Source organism: Bosea sp. OAE506, assembly GCF_040546595.1.
GTDB lineage: Bacteria > Pseudomonadota > Alphaproteobacteria > Rhizobiales > Beijerinckiaceae > Allobosea.
Map to the genome: position 1 here is coordinate 2,453,808 of NZ_JBEPOB010000001.1, position 14,943 is coordinate 2,468,750.

General features: G+C 67.5%; 16 protein-coding genes and 1 tRNA gene. 14 read left to right on the forward strand and 3 right to left on the reverse strand.

Features of this window, described 5'->3' with window-relative positions; translation table 11 throughout:
• The first annotated feature begins 47 nt into the window (after positions 1-47).
• Together ABIE41_RS12000 and ABIE41_RS12005 are read left to right on the forward strand one after the other, a co-directional pair.
• Positions 48-314: a DUF4160 domain-containing protein gene (locus ABIE41_RS12000; RefSeq protein WP_192644676.1), complete on the forward strand. Its 267-nt coding sequence runs from the start codon at positions 48-50 to the stop codon at positions 312-314.
• Complete coding sequence (locus tag ABIE41_RS12005; protein ID WP_210321075.1) at positions 311-586, forward strand: DUF2442 domain-containing protein; 276 nt, start codon at positions 311-313, stop codon at positions 584-586. Before ABIE41_RS12000 ends, ABIE41_RS12005 begins: the two co-directional genes overlap by 4 nt.
• 111 nt (positions 587-697) lie before the next feature.
• On the opposite strand, the gene ABIE41_RS12010 is transcribed toward ABIE41_RS12005, so the two are convergent.
• A complete protein-coding gene (locus tag ABIE41_RS12010; protein ID WP_192644677.1) occupies positions 698-1,180 on the reverse strand; it encodes an SRPBCC family protein in 483 nt (160 codons plus the stop codon).
• Positions 1,177-1,521 carry an ArsR/SmtB family transcription factor gene (locus ABIE41_RS12015; RefSeq protein ID WP_192644678.1) on the reverse strand — a complete coding sequence of 115 codons (345 nt, stop codon included), beginning with the start codon at positions 1,519-1,521 and terminating at the stop codon, positions 1,177-1,179. The genes ABIE41_RS12010 and ABIE41_RS12015 overlap by 4 nt, the downstream gene beginning before the upstream one ends.
• A 134-nt stretch (positions 1,522-1,655) precedes the next feature.
• Between ABIE41_RS12015 and ABIE41_RS12020 the strand changes: the two genes are divergently transcribed.
• Positions 1,656-2,267: a LysE family translocator gene (locus ABIE41_RS12020; protein WP_192644679.1), complete on the forward strand. Its 612-nt coding sequence runs from the start codon at positions 1,656-1,658 to the stop codon at positions 2,265-2,267.
• Between the two features lie 5 nt (positions 2,268-2,272).
• Positions 2,273-2,695, forward strand: coding sequence for a secondary thiamine-phosphate synthase enzyme YjbQ (locus tag ABIE41_RS12025; RefSeq protein WP_192644680.1), 423 nt, complete (start codon positions 2,273-2,275; stop codon positions 2,693-2,695).
• Positions 2,696-2,702: 7 nt separating this feature from the next.
• Here the strand turns inward: ABIE41_RS12025 and ABIE41_RS12030 are convergent, their stop codons facing one another.
• Complete coding sequence (locus ABIE41_RS12030; RefSeq protein ID WP_192644681.1) at positions 2,703-2,954, reverse strand: DUF3072 domain-containing protein; 252 nt, start codon at positions 2,952-2,954, stop codon at positions 2,703-2,705.
• A 115-nt stretch (positions 2,955-3,069) separates the two neighbouring features.
• Between ABIE41_RS12030 and ABIE41_RS12035 the strand changes: the two genes are divergently transcribed.
• The 10 genes from ABIE41_RS12035 to ABIE41_RS12080 all read left to right on the forward strand — a co-directional run bounded on the left by ABIE41_RS12035 (position 3,070) and on the right by ABIE41_RS12080 (position 14,849).
• Positions 3,070-3,357, forward strand: a complete 288-nt coding sequence (locus ABIE41_RS12035) for an HlyU family transcriptional regulator (RefSeq protein WP_192644682.1) — start codon at positions 3,070-3,072, stop codon at positions 3,355-3,357.
• A 97-nt stretch (positions 3,358-3,454) separates the two neighbouring features.
• Complete coding sequence (locus ABIE41_RS12040; protein WP_192644683.1) at positions 3,455-4,015, forward strand: type 1 glutamine amidotransferase domain-containing protein; 561 nt, start codon at positions 3,455-3,457, stop codon at positions 4,013-4,015.
• Between the two features lie 194 nt (positions 4,016-4,209).
• Positions 4,210-5,451 carry an MFS transporter gene (locus ABIE41_RS12045; RefSeq protein WP_192644684.1) on the forward strand — a complete coding sequence of 414 codons (1,242 nt, stop codon included), beginning with the start codon at positions 4,210-4,212 and terminating at the stop codon, positions 5,449-5,451.
• 85 nt (positions 5,452-5,536) lie between these two features.
• On the forward strand, positions 5,537-6,562 hold the full coding sequence (locus tag ABIE41_RS12050) for a methionine synthase (protein WP_192644685.1): 1,026 nt from the start codon (positions 5,537-5,539) through the stop codon (positions 6,560-6,562).
• Positions 6,563-6,652: 90 nt separating this feature from the next.
• Positions 6,653-7,069 (forward strand): acyl-CoA thioesterase, encoded by a 417-nt coding sequence (locus ABIE41_RS12055; protein ID WP_066715847.1) that lies wholly within the window; start codon positions 6,653-6,655, stop codon positions 7,067-7,069.
• 321 nt (positions 7,070-7,390) lie between these two features.
• Complete coding sequence (locus ABIE41_RS12060; protein ID WP_192644686.1) at positions 7,391-8,557, forward strand: ABC transporter substrate-binding protein; 1,167 nt, start codon at positions 7,391-7,393, stop codon at positions 8,555-8,557.
• 34 nt (positions 8,558-8,591) lie between these two features.
• On the forward strand, positions 8,592-10,997 hold the full coding sequence (locus ABIE41_RS12065) for a methyl-accepting chemotaxis protein (protein ID WP_192644687.1): 2,406 nt from the start codon (positions 8,592-8,594) through the stop codon (positions 10,995-10,997).
• 430 nt (positions 10,998-11,427) lie between these two features.
• Positions 11,428-13,833 (forward strand): methyl-accepting chemotaxis protein, encoded by a 2,406-nt coding sequence (locus ABIE41_RS12070; RefSeq protein ID WP_192644688.1) that lies wholly within the window; start codon positions 11,428-11,430, stop codon positions 13,831-13,833.
• Positions 13,834-13,959: 126 nt separating this feature from the next.
• Positions 13,960-14,035: transfer RNA gene (locus ABIE41_RS12075), tRNA-Ile, on the forward strand.
• 58 nt (positions 14,036-14,093) lie between these two features.
• Positions 14,094-14,849 (forward strand): SDR family NAD(P)-dependent oxidoreductase, encoded by a 756-nt coding sequence (locus tag ABIE41_RS12080; protein ID WP_192644689.1) that lies wholly within the window; start codon positions 14,094-14,096, stop codon positions 14,847-14,849.
• Positions 14,850-14,943 lie beyond the last annotated feature (94 nt).

Here is a 14,943-nt window from a genome sequence, read left to right on the forward strand (position 1 = left end):
GACTGACGAGGCGGGCCGTGAGGCCCGCCTTTTTTGCGAGGAGCGCTGTGCCGACGATTTCGGTGTTTTTCGGCTTCGTCGTGCAGATGTACTGGCGGGATCATCCGCCTCCCCACATCCACGCCTTCTACCAAGGCCATGAGGCCTTGATAGCAATCGAGAATGGTGACCTCATTGCCGGCGCTATGCCACCCGCTGCCTTGCGGCTGCTGCGGGGCTGGGTTCGACGGCATCGGAGTGAGTTGCTGTCGAATTGGGAGCGTGGGAGATTGCGGCAGCCGTTCGAGGCCGTGCCGGGAGCCGATGTCGAATGATCGAGCTGATCAAAATCATTGAGGTCAAGGCGCTCGATTTTCCCCGTTTTTGGGTGAAGTTCTCAAACGGCCGGGAGGGCGTTCGCGATCTGAACGACGTTCTCGCCGAAGGTGGGCCGATGGTGGAGCCCCTTCGCGATCCGGCGCTCTTCTGCCGGTTGTTCGTCCAATGCGGCGTACCGACCTGGCCTAACGGCTTCGATCTCGATGCCATAGCCCTGCATGACGAGATGCTGGCGGCCGGATCGCTTCAGCCGCCTCGGGCGGCCTGAACGAGCGAAGCGTTTCCGAGCCAGGATAACGTTGCTGCCGGGCGAGCGGGACGCCCGGCGACGATCGGTTACCTGAGGGGAGCGAGCGCCCGCCGCACGGCGGCCCGTCCCTCACATCCCCTTCATCAGCGCCACCAGCTGATCGAGTGCCGTGCCCCAGCCCTGCTGGAAGCCCATTTCCTCGTGCTGCTTCTTCGCGGCTTCGTCCTTGTGCAGGGCGCGGGCCGTGTAGAGCGTTCCGGTCGCGGTCGGCTCGATGGCGACCGAGGCGGTCATGAAGCCGGAGCCCAGCGGGCGGTAGCCGGGGCCGAGCGCGTCGGTGAAGACCAGCAGCGTCCGGGGAATCACGGCGAGAAAGCAGCCGGTGCTGTCGTTCTTTTCGCCGTTGGGACCCTCCATCACGGTGCGGAATTTGCCGCCCGGGCGCAGGTCGATCTCGCAGTCGGTGGTGCGCCAGGGGATGGGCGTGAACCACTGCTTCAGCAGGGCCGGCTCGGTCCAGGCGCGCCAGACCAGTTGCGGCGGCACCGCGACCTCGCGCTTGAGTTCGAGATCGAGCGCCGGGTCGAAGGTGGCGGCGGGCAGGGTCGTCATGGGCGTTCCTCGTCGTTGTTCAGGTGCAGGACGAAGGCGTCGAGCTGGTCGAGGCGCTGCGTCCAGAGGCTGCGCTGGGCCTCCAGCCAGGTTTCGGCGGCGGCGAGAGGTTCCCGGCGCAGGGAGCAGGTGCGGACGCGCCCGGATTTGGCCGTGGTGACGAGCCCGCTCTCCTCCAGCACCTTGAGGTGCTGGAGGAAGCTCGGAAGCGCCATCTCGAAGGGCCGGGCGAGTTCGCTGACCGAGGCCGGCCCTCGCCCCAACGCCTGCACCACCGCGCGCCGGGTCGGATCGGCCAGGGCACGGAAGGTGTCGTCGAGGGTGGGGAGCGTCGCGGACATGGGGCGATCCAAGCGGAGAAAAATACTTAGGTCAATACCTAAGTTTTGTGGTCTGACGCGGATTGCGGGGAGACGGGCTTGATCCCGGCGGTGGCTTGCGGCTTGCTGGCCGCTGCTCCGTGGAGGCTGCCGCCATGTCGCCCGAATTCCTGCTGACCTCGCTGATCGTCGTCGCCTCGCCGGGCACGGGCGCGATCTACACCATCGCGGCGGGGCTCACCCGGGGCTCGCGGGCGAGCCTGCTCGCGGCCTTTGCCTGCACGCTCGGCATCGTGCCGCATCTCTTGGCGGCGATGCTGGGGCTGGCGGCGCTGCTGCATGCGAGCGCGCTCGCCTTCGCGGTCGTGAAATATGCCGGCGTCGCCTATCTCTTGTTCATGGCCTGGCAGACGCTGCAGGAGCATGGCGCGCTCAGCGTCGAGACGAAGGCCGATCCGCGCTCGGCCTGGCGGGTTCTGCGCGACGGCGTCGCGATCAATGTCCTCAACCCCAAGCTCTCGATCTTCTTCGTCGCCTTCCTGCCGCAGTTCATCTCGGCCGGCGAGGCGGCGCCGCTGGCGCGCATGCTCGAACTGTCGGGCGTGTTCATGGCGATGACCTTCGTGGTCTTCGCGCTCTACGGCCTGTTCGCGGCGGCGATGCGCGACAAGGTGGTGACGCGGCCGGCGGTGATGGCCTGGCTGCGGCGGGGCTTCGCGGCGGCCTTCGTCGCGCTGGGCGCCAAGCTCGCCGTGACCGAGCGCTGAGCGCCATGGCGGTGCAGACGCTGCTGGCGATCGCCACGCGCGGTCCGGGGCTCTACGAGTTCACGCGCGAGGTGGCCGCCTTCGTCGCCGGGGCCGGAATCGAGACCGGGCTGCTGACGCTCTTCGTGCGCCATACCTCCTGCTCGCTGCTGATTCAGGAGAATGCCGACCCGGATGTGCGCGTCGATCTCGAGGCCTTCTTCCGCCGGCTCGTGCCCTCCGCCGACGATCCGGCAATGGATTATCTCGTCCATCGGGCGGAGGGGCCCGATGACATGCCCGCCCATATCAAGGCGGCGCTGACGCCCGTCTCGCTCTCGATCCCGGTGATGGGCGGGCGGCTCGCGCTCGGCACCTGGCAGGGTATCTACCTTTTCGAGCACCGCGCCCGGCCGCATCGCCGCGAGGTCGTGCTGCATCTGGCCTGAGGCGTCCTCATCCCGCCAGATCCGCCTTCAGCGCATCGATCCGTTTCGACGCTTCGGCCTTGCTCAGATCCTCGGCGAAGTCTTCGGGCCGCTGCGTCTGCTCGGACAGGGTCTTGAGATAGGATGTCTGCGCGCCCGTCATCGGGTCGTCGCCTGACACCCAGTCGGCGGGATCCTTCTGCGTGTTGTCCGGCGGGTTCGGGTCGCGCTTGGGGTTGTCGTCCAGCGGGCTGGCGTGTTCGTCGGTGTGGCTCGTCATGATGCGTCTCCGTTCCTATTTTGTTCACTGACAACGAGCCGCGCGCCGACGGGTTCCCCATCGCGCCGCAATCTGGGAGAAGGGGCGCGGCGCCCGATGGATCAGGAGACAGGCCATGTCGTTTCTCAAGAAGCTCTTCGGCGGCGGCCAGGCGGCCGAGGCCAAGCCGACGGGCCCGCTCAAGACCATCGAGCACAACGGTTTCACCATCCATGCCACGCCCTATCAGGAGGGTGGCCAGTGGCAGCTGTGCGGCGTCGTCGAGAAGACGGTCGAGGGGGAGCTGAAGAGCCATCGCTTCGTCCGGGCCGACCGTTTCCCCGGCAAGGACGAGGCCGTCGATTTTACCCTGATCAAGGGCCAGCAGCTGGTCGATCAGGCGGGCGAGAGCGTCTTCCGCTAGGGTCCTCGGCGGGGGAGCGACGCAAGACCGCAGGAACGGACGCGCCTGGCGCGGGTTGTCGAGGCATCATCCTCAACCCGAACAAGGAGGGCGCCCCATGAGCGACCTGTCAGGCAAGACCATCCTCATCCTCGCCACCAACGGCTTCGAGCAGTCGGAGCTCGACGTCCCGCATGCCAAGCTGAAGGAAGCCGGCGCGACCGTGCACATCGTCGCGCCCGAGGCCGGCGAGATCACCGGCTGGGACCAGAAGGACTGGGGCCGGGCCGTGAAGGTCGACAAGACCCTCGCGGAAGTCAGCGCCGATGCGTATGACGCCATCGTCCTGCCCGGCGGGCAGATGAACCCCGACACGCTGCGCGGCACGCCCGAGGCGCTGACGCTGATCAAACGCTTCTTCGAGCAGGGCAAGGTTGTTGCCGCCGTCTGCCATGCTCCCTGGCTGCTGATCGACACCGGCATCGCCAAGGGCCGCCGCCTGACGTCGTACAACACGATGAAGCAGGACATGATCAATGCCGGCGCGCTGTGGGAAGACAGCGAGGTCGTGACCGACAAGGGCGTCGTCACCTCGCGCAAGCCCGACGATCTGCCGGCCTTCGTCGCCAAGATCATCGAGGAGATCAACGAAGGCCGCCACGAGCGCCGCGCCGCCTGATTTCGCAGGCCGCCTCCGGGTGGCCAGCGATCCGGCCCGGGCTCTCGTCCCGGGCCCCGTTCAGGGCGGAGTCGCGGCACGGCTCCGCCTTGAGCGCCGACCGGGTCCGATCTGCGCGAGCTTGCCGCCGCGCGGCGGACTGCCTACTCCTCGGTGAAGAACGTCTGCCCTGCGAGCAGGCGCGCCGAGGAAACATGTCCACCGACGAATCCCGCTACGCGCCCGATTCCTCCTATGCCTGGCTGCGGCTGGCCGTGTCGCTTCTGGTCGGCACCGCAGCCTGTGTCGGCACCTGGTCCGTCGTCGTGGTTCTGCCTTCGGTGCAGACCGAATTCGGCACGCTGCGCGCCGGGGCCTCCCTTCCCTATACCTGCGTGATGCTGGGCTTCGGCTTCGGCAACATCGCCATGGGCCGCATCGCCGACCGTTATGGCATCATCGTGCCGATCGTGGGCGGCGCCCTGCTGCTCGGCAGCGGCTATATCCTCGCCGGGATGGCGCAGTCGCTCTGGCAGTTCGCGCTCGTCCATCTCTTCCTGATTGGCGTCGGTGGCGGGGCCGGCTTCTCGCCGCTGATCGCGGATCTCTCGCATTGGTTCCGCAAGCATCGCGGGCTCGCCGTAGTCTTCGGAGCCTCGGGCAGCTATCTGGCGGGGGTGATCTGGCCGCAGGTGATCACCTGGGGCGTCGCCAGCCATGGCTGGCGCGCGACCCATATCGGCATCGGGCTCGCGGTCATGGCGATCATGCTGCCGCTGGCACCGTTCTTCCGCCGCCGGCCCTCCGCCGCGACCATCGCGGCGCAGGAGGCGGCGAGCACCAGCGCGCGCGGCGATCTCGGCCTCTCGGCCAGCCAGCTGCAGTGGCTGCTCGCGATCGCGGGCTTCTCCTGCTGCGTCGCCATGGCGATGCCGCAGGTCCACCTCGTCGCCTATTGCAGCGATCTCGGTTACGGCGTCGCCCGTGGCGCCGAGATGCTCTCGCTGATGCTGGCGCTCGGCATCATCAGCCGCATCGGCTCCGGCTTCGTCGCCGACCGCATCGGCGGCACGGCGACGCTGGCGATCGGCTCGCTGATGCAGGGGCTCGCGCTCTTCCTTTATCTCTGGTTCGACGGGCTGACCTCGCTCTTCATCGTCACCGGCATCTTCGGCCTGTTCCAGGGCGGCATCGTGCCGATGTATGCGGTGATCATCCGCGAGTATCTGCCTGCGCGGGAGGCCGGCGTGCGGATCGGCCTGGTCATGTCCTCGACCATCCTGGGCATGGCCTTCGGCGGCTATGTCTCGGGCGCGATCTTCGACGCCTTCGCCTCCTACCGCGCCGCCTTTCTCAACGGCCTCGCCTGGAACCTCGTCAACCTCGCGGTGGTGTGCTGGCTGATGATGCGAGCGCGGCGTCGGCCGATCGGGCCTGCGTCGGCGGCGGCCGTCTGACGCAGGCTGTCCATCCCCGTCACGCTTGACGCGGATGCCTCCCGCATCCGATGTCCGCGCAACCATAACCCCAGAGGATACGTCCATGCTTCGCACCACCATCGCCGGCAGCCTGCCCAAGCCGAGCTGGCTCGCCGAGTCCGAGCGACTCTGGGCGCCGTGGAAGCTGGAAGGGGTGGCGCTGCAGGAGGGCCGGCGCGACGCGACGATCCTGGCGGTGAAGCTGCAGGAGGATGCCGGCATCGACATCGTCGGCGATGGCGAGCAGGCGCGGGTGCATTTCGTCCATGGCTTCCTGGCCAATCTCGACGGCATCGACTTCGACAAGAAGACGATCATGGGCATCCGCAACAACCGCTACGAGGCGGAGGTGCCGACGGTCACCGGCGCGATCCGCCGCAAGGGGCCGGTGCACAGCATGGAGGCGCAGGCCGCCCGCGCGCACACGACCCGCAAACTGAAGTTCACGCTGCCGGGGCCGATGACGATCGTCGATACCATCGCCGACGAGCACTATGGCCGCCGCGAGGACCTCGCCATGGCGTTTGCCGCCGTGCTGAACGAAGAGGCGCATGAGCTGCAGGCGCTGGGCGTCGACGTGATCCAGTTCGACGAGCCGGCCTTCAACGTCTACATGAAGGAGGTTCCGGACTGGGGCATCGCCTGCCTCGAGCGCGCCGCGCAGGGGCTGACCGCCACCACCGCCGTCCACATCTGCTACGGCTACGGCATCAAGGCCAATATCGACTGGAAGGCGACGCTCGGCGAAGAGTGGCGCCATTACGAGCAGACCTTCCCGGCGATCGCCAAGAGCTCGATCCAACAGGTCTCGCTGGAGTGCCGCAACTCCAAGGTGCCGCTCGACCTGATCAAGCTGCTCGAGGGCAAGGACGTGCTGGCGGGTGCGATCGACGTCGCCTCCAACACCATCGAGACGCCCGAGGAGGTCGCCGCGACCATCCGCGCGGCGCTGGCCTTCGTCGCGCCCGAGAAGCTCTTCCCCTGCACCAATTGCGGCATGGCGCCGATGACCACCGAGGTCGCCTATGGCAAGCTCGCGGCGCTGTCGGCCGGTGCGGCGCTGGTGCGCAAGGAACTCGGCGCGGCCTGAAGCGGGGCGGCCCCGTCGACGCTCCGATCCATCTGGCGCAGGCGCGGTAGTGCGTGCTCCAATGGCCGGGGATTCGACGGGGGTGAGCGCATGACGAAAGAAGCGGGCGTGGCGCAGGACGAGGCGCCGCGCGGCAACCTGACGGTGCGCATCAATGCGATGCCGGCCGACACCAACGCGAATGGCGACATCTTCGGCGGCTGGGTGATGTCGCGCATGGACGCCGCCGGCGGCATCGCCGGCGTCGACCGGGCGCAGGGGCGTGTCGTCACCATCGCGGTGGATGCGATGACCTTCATCCGGCCCGTGAAGGTGGGGGACGTGCTCAGCGTCTATACCGAGGTCGAGTCCGTCGGTCGGACCTCGATGAAGATCCATGTCGAGGCCTGGGCCCGGCGCTTCCGCACCATGATCCATGAGAAGGTCACGGACGCGACCTTCACCTTCGTTGCGATCGACGAGGAGGGGCGGCCGCGCCCGGTGCCTCGATCCGTCGAAACGCCCTAGGGCGCTTCGTCGGTCAGTCCGAAACGCAGAGCCTCGTCGCGCCGCGTGGATGGCTGGCAAGCCATGCGAGACCCAGCATTCAATCCGGCGTAACGTAAGGTCTGGATGCCTTTGAGTGGTAATGGTCCCGGCGCGGACGTGGTTCCGAGGCGCCGAGCCGAAAATACCAAAAAGCTAACGAGCGCTTAATCGTCAGAAACACGACTGACTCAGAAGAATCCAGTCACTTAACCCTTCGTTAGGTGCGTCCCCCTCATCCTTCCGGTCGGCTGGCCTAACCCGACTGACAACGGAAGAGAAACATTTGGGGGAAACCGTTTCATGACCACTCGTCGTGACGTCCTGACTGGTCTTGCCTGCGCCTCCACTGCCTCCCTGCTGCCCGCTCGCTCTTTCGCCGATCCCGGCGTCATGGCCGACAAGATCATCCTCGGCCAGGCGGCCGTCTTCGAAGGCCCCGCCAGTGCGCTGGGCCTGGGCATGCGCGATGGCCTGACCGTCGCCTTCGCCGAAGCCAATGCCAAGGGCGGCGTCGCCGGCCGCAAGATCGAACTTCTGACGCAAGACGATGGGTATGAGCCCGGCAAGTCGATCGAGGCGACCAAGGCGCTGATCGCCAAGGACGTCTTTGCGCTGGTCGGCCCCGTCGGCACGCCGACGTCGATGGCCGCCCACCCGATCGCGAAGGAAGCGGGCCTGCCTTTCATCGGAGCGTTCACCGGCGCCGAGGGCCTGCGCGATCCCTATCTGCCGCATGTCGTCAATGTGCGCGCCTCCTATTTCCAGGAGACCGAGGTCTGGGTCGAGCGCCTCGTCAAGGACAAGGGCTTCTCCAAGATCGCGATCTTCTATCAGGACGACGCCTTCGGCCGGGCCGGGCTCGCCGGCGTCAAGAAGGCGATGGATGCGCGCAAGATGAGCCTGGTCGCCGAAGGCACCTTCGAGCGCAACACGGTCGCGGTCCGGTCCGCCCTGCTCGAGATCCGCAAGGCCAATCCGGAAGCCGTGGTGATGGTCGGCCCCTACAAGCCCTGCGCCGAGTTCATCAAGCTGTGCAAGCAGGTGAAGTTCGCGCCGGTCTTCATGAACATCTCCTTCGTCGGATCCGATGCATTGGCGGCCGAACTCGGCGAAGCGGGGGCGGGCGTCTATGTCACCCAGGTCGTACCGTTGCCGACGGACGCTTCGATCCCCGTGGTCAAGGCCTATCAGGCGGCGCTCGCAGCCAGCGACGCCAAGGACAAGAAGCCGGGCTTCGTCTCGCTGGAGGGTTATCTCGTCGGGCGCACCGTGCTCGCCGCGCTGGAAAAGGCCGGCAAGGACCCGACCCGGACCGCATTCATGGCGGCGCTGACCAATGGTTCCTACGATTTCGGGGGCTTCAAGATGACGTTCGGCCCCAATGACAACCGCGGCTCCGATGACGTCTATCTGACCGTCATCGGATCGGATGGCAGCTTCAAGTCGGTCAGCTCTCTGTCCGCCTGAGTCCCATCCGCCGAGTCGCATTCCGGAGAGTGACATGACGAACGCCAAGAAGCCGGCGCGCGCGCGCGCTCCGCTGCGCATCGGTATCGCCGCGCGCATCTATGCCGCGCTCGGCGCATTGACCACGTTGACGCTCGTCGCCTCCGCGGTGGCCTGGCTGTCCTATGATCGGATCAACCTGACGGTCGGCGAAATGGTCGAGACCAAGATGCCCACCGTGGAACTCGTGCTCGAACTCTCCCAGGTGGGTACCCAGTCGACTGCACTGGCGCCGCGTTTCCTGAACGTCCAGACCGTGCAGCAGCGGGCCCGCCTGACCACCGAATTGGATGCGATCGAGGCCAAGCAGTTCGAACTGATCCGCGCCGTGGGCAAGATCGGCGGTGTCGACATGAAACCGGTTCAGAAGGCGGTCGACGATCTCTCGCTGCGGATCAACGACATCAACGACCTGACCGGCACGAGGCTGCGCAACTCCGCGCAGATGGCGGCGGCCCTGGAGCAGCTGAACACGGCGCGCGAGGACTTCGTCAAGGTCGTCGGCGGGGAGGCGGATGAGCGCCAGTTCAACGTCGTGCTCGGCATCGAGAGCGTCAAGGGACTGGACGGCGCGAAGCTCGACGAGGCCCTGAAAGCCGTCAACGAGGTGGAGTTTCCCGCCTTCGATCTCACCCGCAAGCTCGAGGCCCAGGTCAACGAGTTGATCGGGCTTCTGCGCGAGGTCGGCCAGATCGCGGACCAGTCGCTGCTGGGCCTTGCGCGCGAACGCCTCAACGCCGTCGTGCTGCGGATCGAGAAGGACATGGCCGCCGCCGACAAGATCAAGCCGAACGAGGCCCGAAACCGCGTGATCGACTCGGTCATTGCTATCGGCGAAGGGCCGCGCGGGGTGGTCGCGCTGCGCCAGCGGGACATCGAAACGCAGGACGCGATCAATGCCCGCGTCCTCGATATCGATCAGGCCGCGGCGACCATGCGCGCGGAAATCGATAAGCTCGTCACATCGGCCCGGTCCGGCGCCGTCGCCGCGAATGCCTCGACGTCGAGCCTGATCGAACAGAGCAAGATTTGGCTCGGCGGCATCGGCATCGGCTCGCTGCTGATCGCGCTCGTGCTGGCTCTCCTCTACGTCCGTCCTGCGATCATCGGCCGGCTGAACCGTCTGTGGGCGGCGACGCGGGCGATTGCGGATGGTGCTCTGGAGACGGTCGTCGACACCAAGGGCAATGACGAGATCTCCGACATCTCGAAGAGCGTTCTGCTGTTCCGCGACAATGCGGTGGCGCTGCGCGAGGCGGAGGTCGCCAAGATCGCCGATCAGGCGCGGGCGCAGGAGCAGCGCCGCGAGATGATGGCGGAGCTGGGTGCGGCCTTCGGCGAGGTCGTGGCTGCCGCCGCTGCCGGCGATTTCAGCCGCCGCGTCCAGGCGAACTTCGCCGATGCCGAGCTGAACGCGCTGGCGGGTTCCGTCAACGAACTGCTCGAGACGGTGCAGGGCGGTCTCTCCGAGACCTGCGACGTCCTCGCCGAACTCTCCGCCGGCCATCTCTCGACCCGCATCGAGGGGATGTATCAGGGCGCCTTCGCCGAGCTGAAGAACGGCACCAATGCGCTGGCCGAGGAGTTCGAGAGCACGCTCGCCAAGCTCTCGGAGACGGTGGCGGCCGTCCGCAGCGCCACGACCGAGATCCTCGATGGCGTCACCGATCTGGCCGAGCGCACGAGCGAGGAGAGCAACGCCGTCTCGATGGCGACCAACCAGCTCGGCGCCTTCGCCGGGACAGTCAAGAAGACGGCGAGCGAGGCGGCGCAGGCGACCGGCATGGCCGAGGGCGCCGAGAGCCAGGCCCAGCAGGGCGAGAAGGTCGTTGCGTCGGCGCTCGAAGCGATGCAGCGCATCCGCACCTCCTCGGACAAGATCTCCGAGGTTATCGCGATGATCGACGAGATCGCCTTCCAGACCAATCTGCTGGCGCTGAACGCGGCCGTCGAGGCGGCCCGGGCCGGCGACAGCGGCCGTGGCTTCGCGGTCGTGGCGACCGAGGTCCGCAGCCTCGCCAAGCGCTCGGCCGACGCCTCCAACGACGTCAAGAAGCTGGTCGAGGCGGCGCATGGCGACGTCAAGGTCGGCGTCGGGCTCGTCGAGGAGACGGCGCAGATGTTCGAGGCCATCGTCTCTTCGGTCAACGACCTGACCGGGCTGATGAACGGCATCTCGCAGACGGCGAAGAACCAGGCCAGCGACGTCTCGGCGATCAACACCGAGATCGACGGCATCGGCTCGATGGCGCATCAGAATGCCGCGCTGGTCGAGGAGACCAACGCCGCGCTGGCGCTGACCGACGAGCAGACCCGCGCGCTGAGCGAACATATCGCCCGCTTCCGCTTCCGCGAGGGGCATGGCGGCGGCAAGGGACACGCCATCGCCGAAGCGGCCTGAGCCGCAACGCCGCGGCTACCGACACCCGAAGGTCCCGCCATCCCGCAGACGGCGGGGCCTTCGCCATCGTGGGGCGGCACCCCGCCTGAGCCGACTGTCAGATGAAAGGCGTCATCACCGCGGGCCGATGCTGCCTTCAAGAACAAAAATGCGGGATACATGTCCTAACGGAAGCTGAATCCGGCATCTGCCGAAGTGATTCAAAAGAATCCAAGTTTAAACGTTCTTTAAGCGCGGCTGGCCAATTCTCCGCATGAACAGGATCCCGCCCAACGACAGTTCGGGGTGCGGAGCGGTTCGGGGGGCACCGGTCATCGCCTAGGGGGGCGATCGGGGCATATTGTCCATCGGCGCGCCCGGGCAGGGCGGCCGCAGGCCCCGCGCCAGCTTCGTCATCCAGATTGTCGCGTTGCCTACCGGAGAGCGACCGATGACGAAGGCCAGCAAGCCAGCCCGACAGCGCCAGAAGGCGCGCATCGGCATCGCCGCGCGGATCTATGCGGCGCTGGGACTGATGACGGCCCTGACGCTGGTGGCCTCCGCCGTTGCCTGGCTCTCCTTCGGCCGTGTCGGGACGACGGTTCAGGAACTCGCCGGCCAGAAGATGCCGCTGGTCGAACTCGCCCTCGAGCTTTCGCAGGCCGCGACCCAGTCGACGGCGCTGGCGCCGCGCTTCATGGATGTCGAGAACGTCCAGCAGCGCGCGGCCCTGACCAACGAGCTCGACCGGATCGAGGCCCGCCAGTTCGACCTGATCCGTCGGATCGCTTCCCTCAGCGGCCTCGACATGAAGGCGACCCAGCAGGCGGTCGACGAGCTGTCGCGCACGATCAACGAGATCAACGACCTCACTGGCGCGCGCATGCGCAACGCGGCGGCGATGAACGGCCTGCTCGACAATCTCGGCAAGGCGGGCCGTGTCTTCGGCGGCGTCGTCGGGTCCGAGGCGGACGAAGCCCGCTTCAACGTCACCATGGGCATCGAGAGCATCAAGGGTCTGTCGGGCGAGCAGCTCGACGCCGCGATGAAGACCCTGAACGACCGCGACTTCCCGGTCTTCGACTTCGCCCGCAAGCTCGAGGCGCAGGTCAACGAGCTCATGGGCATGCTGCGCGAGACCGCGCAGATCCCCGACAAGACGCGGCTCGCCATCGCCCGCGAGCGGTTCAAAGCCACTGCCATGCGCATCCGCATGGAGCTTCAGGCCGCCGAGGCGGCGTCTTCCAACCCGTTCCGCGGCCAGGTCGTCGAGGCCGTGATCGCCATGGGCGAGGGCCGCAACGGCATCGTCGAGATGCGCGAGCGCGATCTGACCACGCTGGGCGAGATCGCCACCACGCTGAAGACGGTCGACAGCGCCGCCGTCACCCTGCGCGGGCAGGTCGAGAAGCTGGTCGAGAGTGCGCGCGGCCAGGCCGTGGCGGCCAGCCAGTCGAGCGCCGCGCTGATCCATGACAGCGAGCGCTGGCTGGGTGCCATCGGCATCGGCTCGCTGCTGATCGCGCTGTCGCTCTCGCTCTTCTACGTCCGCCCGGCGATTATCGGCCGCCTGAACCGGCTCTGGGCCGCGACGCGGGCCATCGCCGACGGGGCTCTGGAGACGGTGGTCGACACGAAGGGCAATGACGAGATCTCCGACATCTCGAAGAGCGTGCTGCTCTTCCGCGACAATGCGGTTGCGCTGCGCGAGGCGGAGGTCGCCAAGATCGCCGATCAGGCGCGGGCGCAGGAGCAGCGCCGCGAGATGATGGCGGAGCTGGGTGCGGCCTTCGGCGAGGTCGTGGCTGCCGCCGCTGCCGGCGATTTCAGCCGCCGCGTCCAGGCGAACTTCGCCGATGCCGAGCTGAACGCGCTGGCGGGTTCCGTCAACGAACTGCTCGAGACGGTGCAGGGCGGTCTCTCCGAGACCTGCGACGTCCTCGCCGAACTCTCCGCCGGCCATCTCTCGACCCGCATCGAGGGGATGTATCAGGGCGCCTTCGCCGAGCTGAAGAACGGCACCAATGCGCTGGCCGAGGAGTTCGAGAGCACGCTCGCCAAGCTGTCGGAGACGGTGGCGGCGGTGCGCAGCGCCACGACCGAGATCCTCGATGGCGTCACCGATCTGGCCGAGCGCACCAGCGAGGAGAGCAACGCCGTCTCGATGGCGACCAACCAGCTCGGCGCCTTCGCCGGGACGGTCAAGAAGACGGCGAGCGAGGCGGCCCAGGCGACCGGCATGGCCGAGGGGGCCGAGAGCCAGGCCCAGCAGGGCGAGAAGGTCGTGGCATCCGCGCTCGAGGCGATGCAGCGCATCCGCACCTCCTCGGACAAGATCTCCGAGGTCATCGCGATGATCGACGAGATCGCCTTCCAGACCAATCTGCTGGCGCTGAACGCGGCCGTCGAGGCGGCCCGCGCCGGCGACAGCGGGCGGGGCTTCGCGGTCGTGGCGACCGAGGTCCGCAGCCTGGCCAAGCGCTCGGCCGATGCCTCCAACGACGTCAAGAAGCTGGTCGAGGCGGCGCATGGCGACGTCAAGGTCGGTGTCGGGCTGGTCGAGGAGACCGCCCAGATGTTCGAGGCGATCGTCTCCTCGGTGAACGACCTGACCGGGCTGATGAACGGCATCTCGCAGACGGCGAAGAACCAGGCCAGCGATGTCTCGGCGATCAACACCGAGATCGACGGCATCGGCTCCATGGCGCATCAGAACGCCGCGCTGGTCGAGGAGACCAACGCCGCGCTGGCGCTGACCGACGAACAGACCCGCGCTTTGAGCGAACATATCGCCCGCTTCCGCTTCCGCGAGGGGCATGGCTCCGACAAGGCCCATGCGATGGCTCAGGCCGCCTGATCGGCCCCGCCAAACGGCACGACATGCGAAGGCCCCGTCATCACCCGATGGCGGGGCCTTCGCCTTTCTGTAGACCGCTTCGCATGACGCTTGCGGCCGGCTCGGCCGCGATGCTACGCGGGATATGGGCCGGTAGCTCAATGGTTAGAGCTCGCTGCTCATAACAGCGCCGGTGCCGGTTCGAGTCCGGCCCGGCCCACCACATTGTCCATCCGAACCGCGAATCCGGTCTCCGACCGCAGCAAGGGTTCCTTCTGCCGATGGTGTCTCCCGAGCGCGTCCATCTCGTCACCGGTGCTGCCAGCGGTATCGGCCGGGCGACGGCGCTGAGGCTGGCGGGGCCCGGCGTCGGGCTCGTGCTGCATACGGGCTCGAACGAGGCCGGGCTGGCGGCGGTCGCGGCCGCTGCGGGGGAGGCGGGTGCCGTCGTCGTCACCCTGCTGGGCGACATCGCCGAGGCTGCGACTGCGGAGCGCGCGGTGGCGCTGGCCGCTGAGCGCTTCGGCCGCCTCGATGCGATTGCGGCCGTGGCTGGGCATGCCCGCAAGGGTGCCATCATGGATCTGGCGGAGGCGGAGCTGCGCGGTGCCGTCGAGGATTCCGTCGTGGCCCTCCTGCGGCTGGCCCGACTGGCGCGGCCCCTGCTCAAGGCAAGCGGCAGCGGGCGCATCGTCGCGACGTCGTCCTTCACCGCCCATGCGCTGCGCACCGACATGCAGCCCTTCGCCGCCACCGCAGCCAGCCGCGCCGCGCTTGAGACGACGGTCCGGCTCATGGCGCATGAGCTGGCGCCGGACGGCATCACGGTGAACGCGGTCGCGCCCGGGCTGATCCGCAAGGACGAGGGCAAGGGCAGCAAGCTTGCGGCCGAGGCGATTGCGCGGATGGAAGCGATCATCCCGATGGGGCGGCGCGGATTACCGGAAGAGGTCGCCGCCGCGATAGCGTTCCTCGCCTCCACGGAAGCCTCCTACATCACGGGCCAGACGCTGCATGTCGATGGCGGGCTGGTCTGAGCCGCAGACGGGGCGCCGCGACTTGCTCTAGCGCAAAGACGGGCGCGGCAGCTTGCCTATGATTTTCCGCCGAGCCGGTCGAACCGGTGCAGGG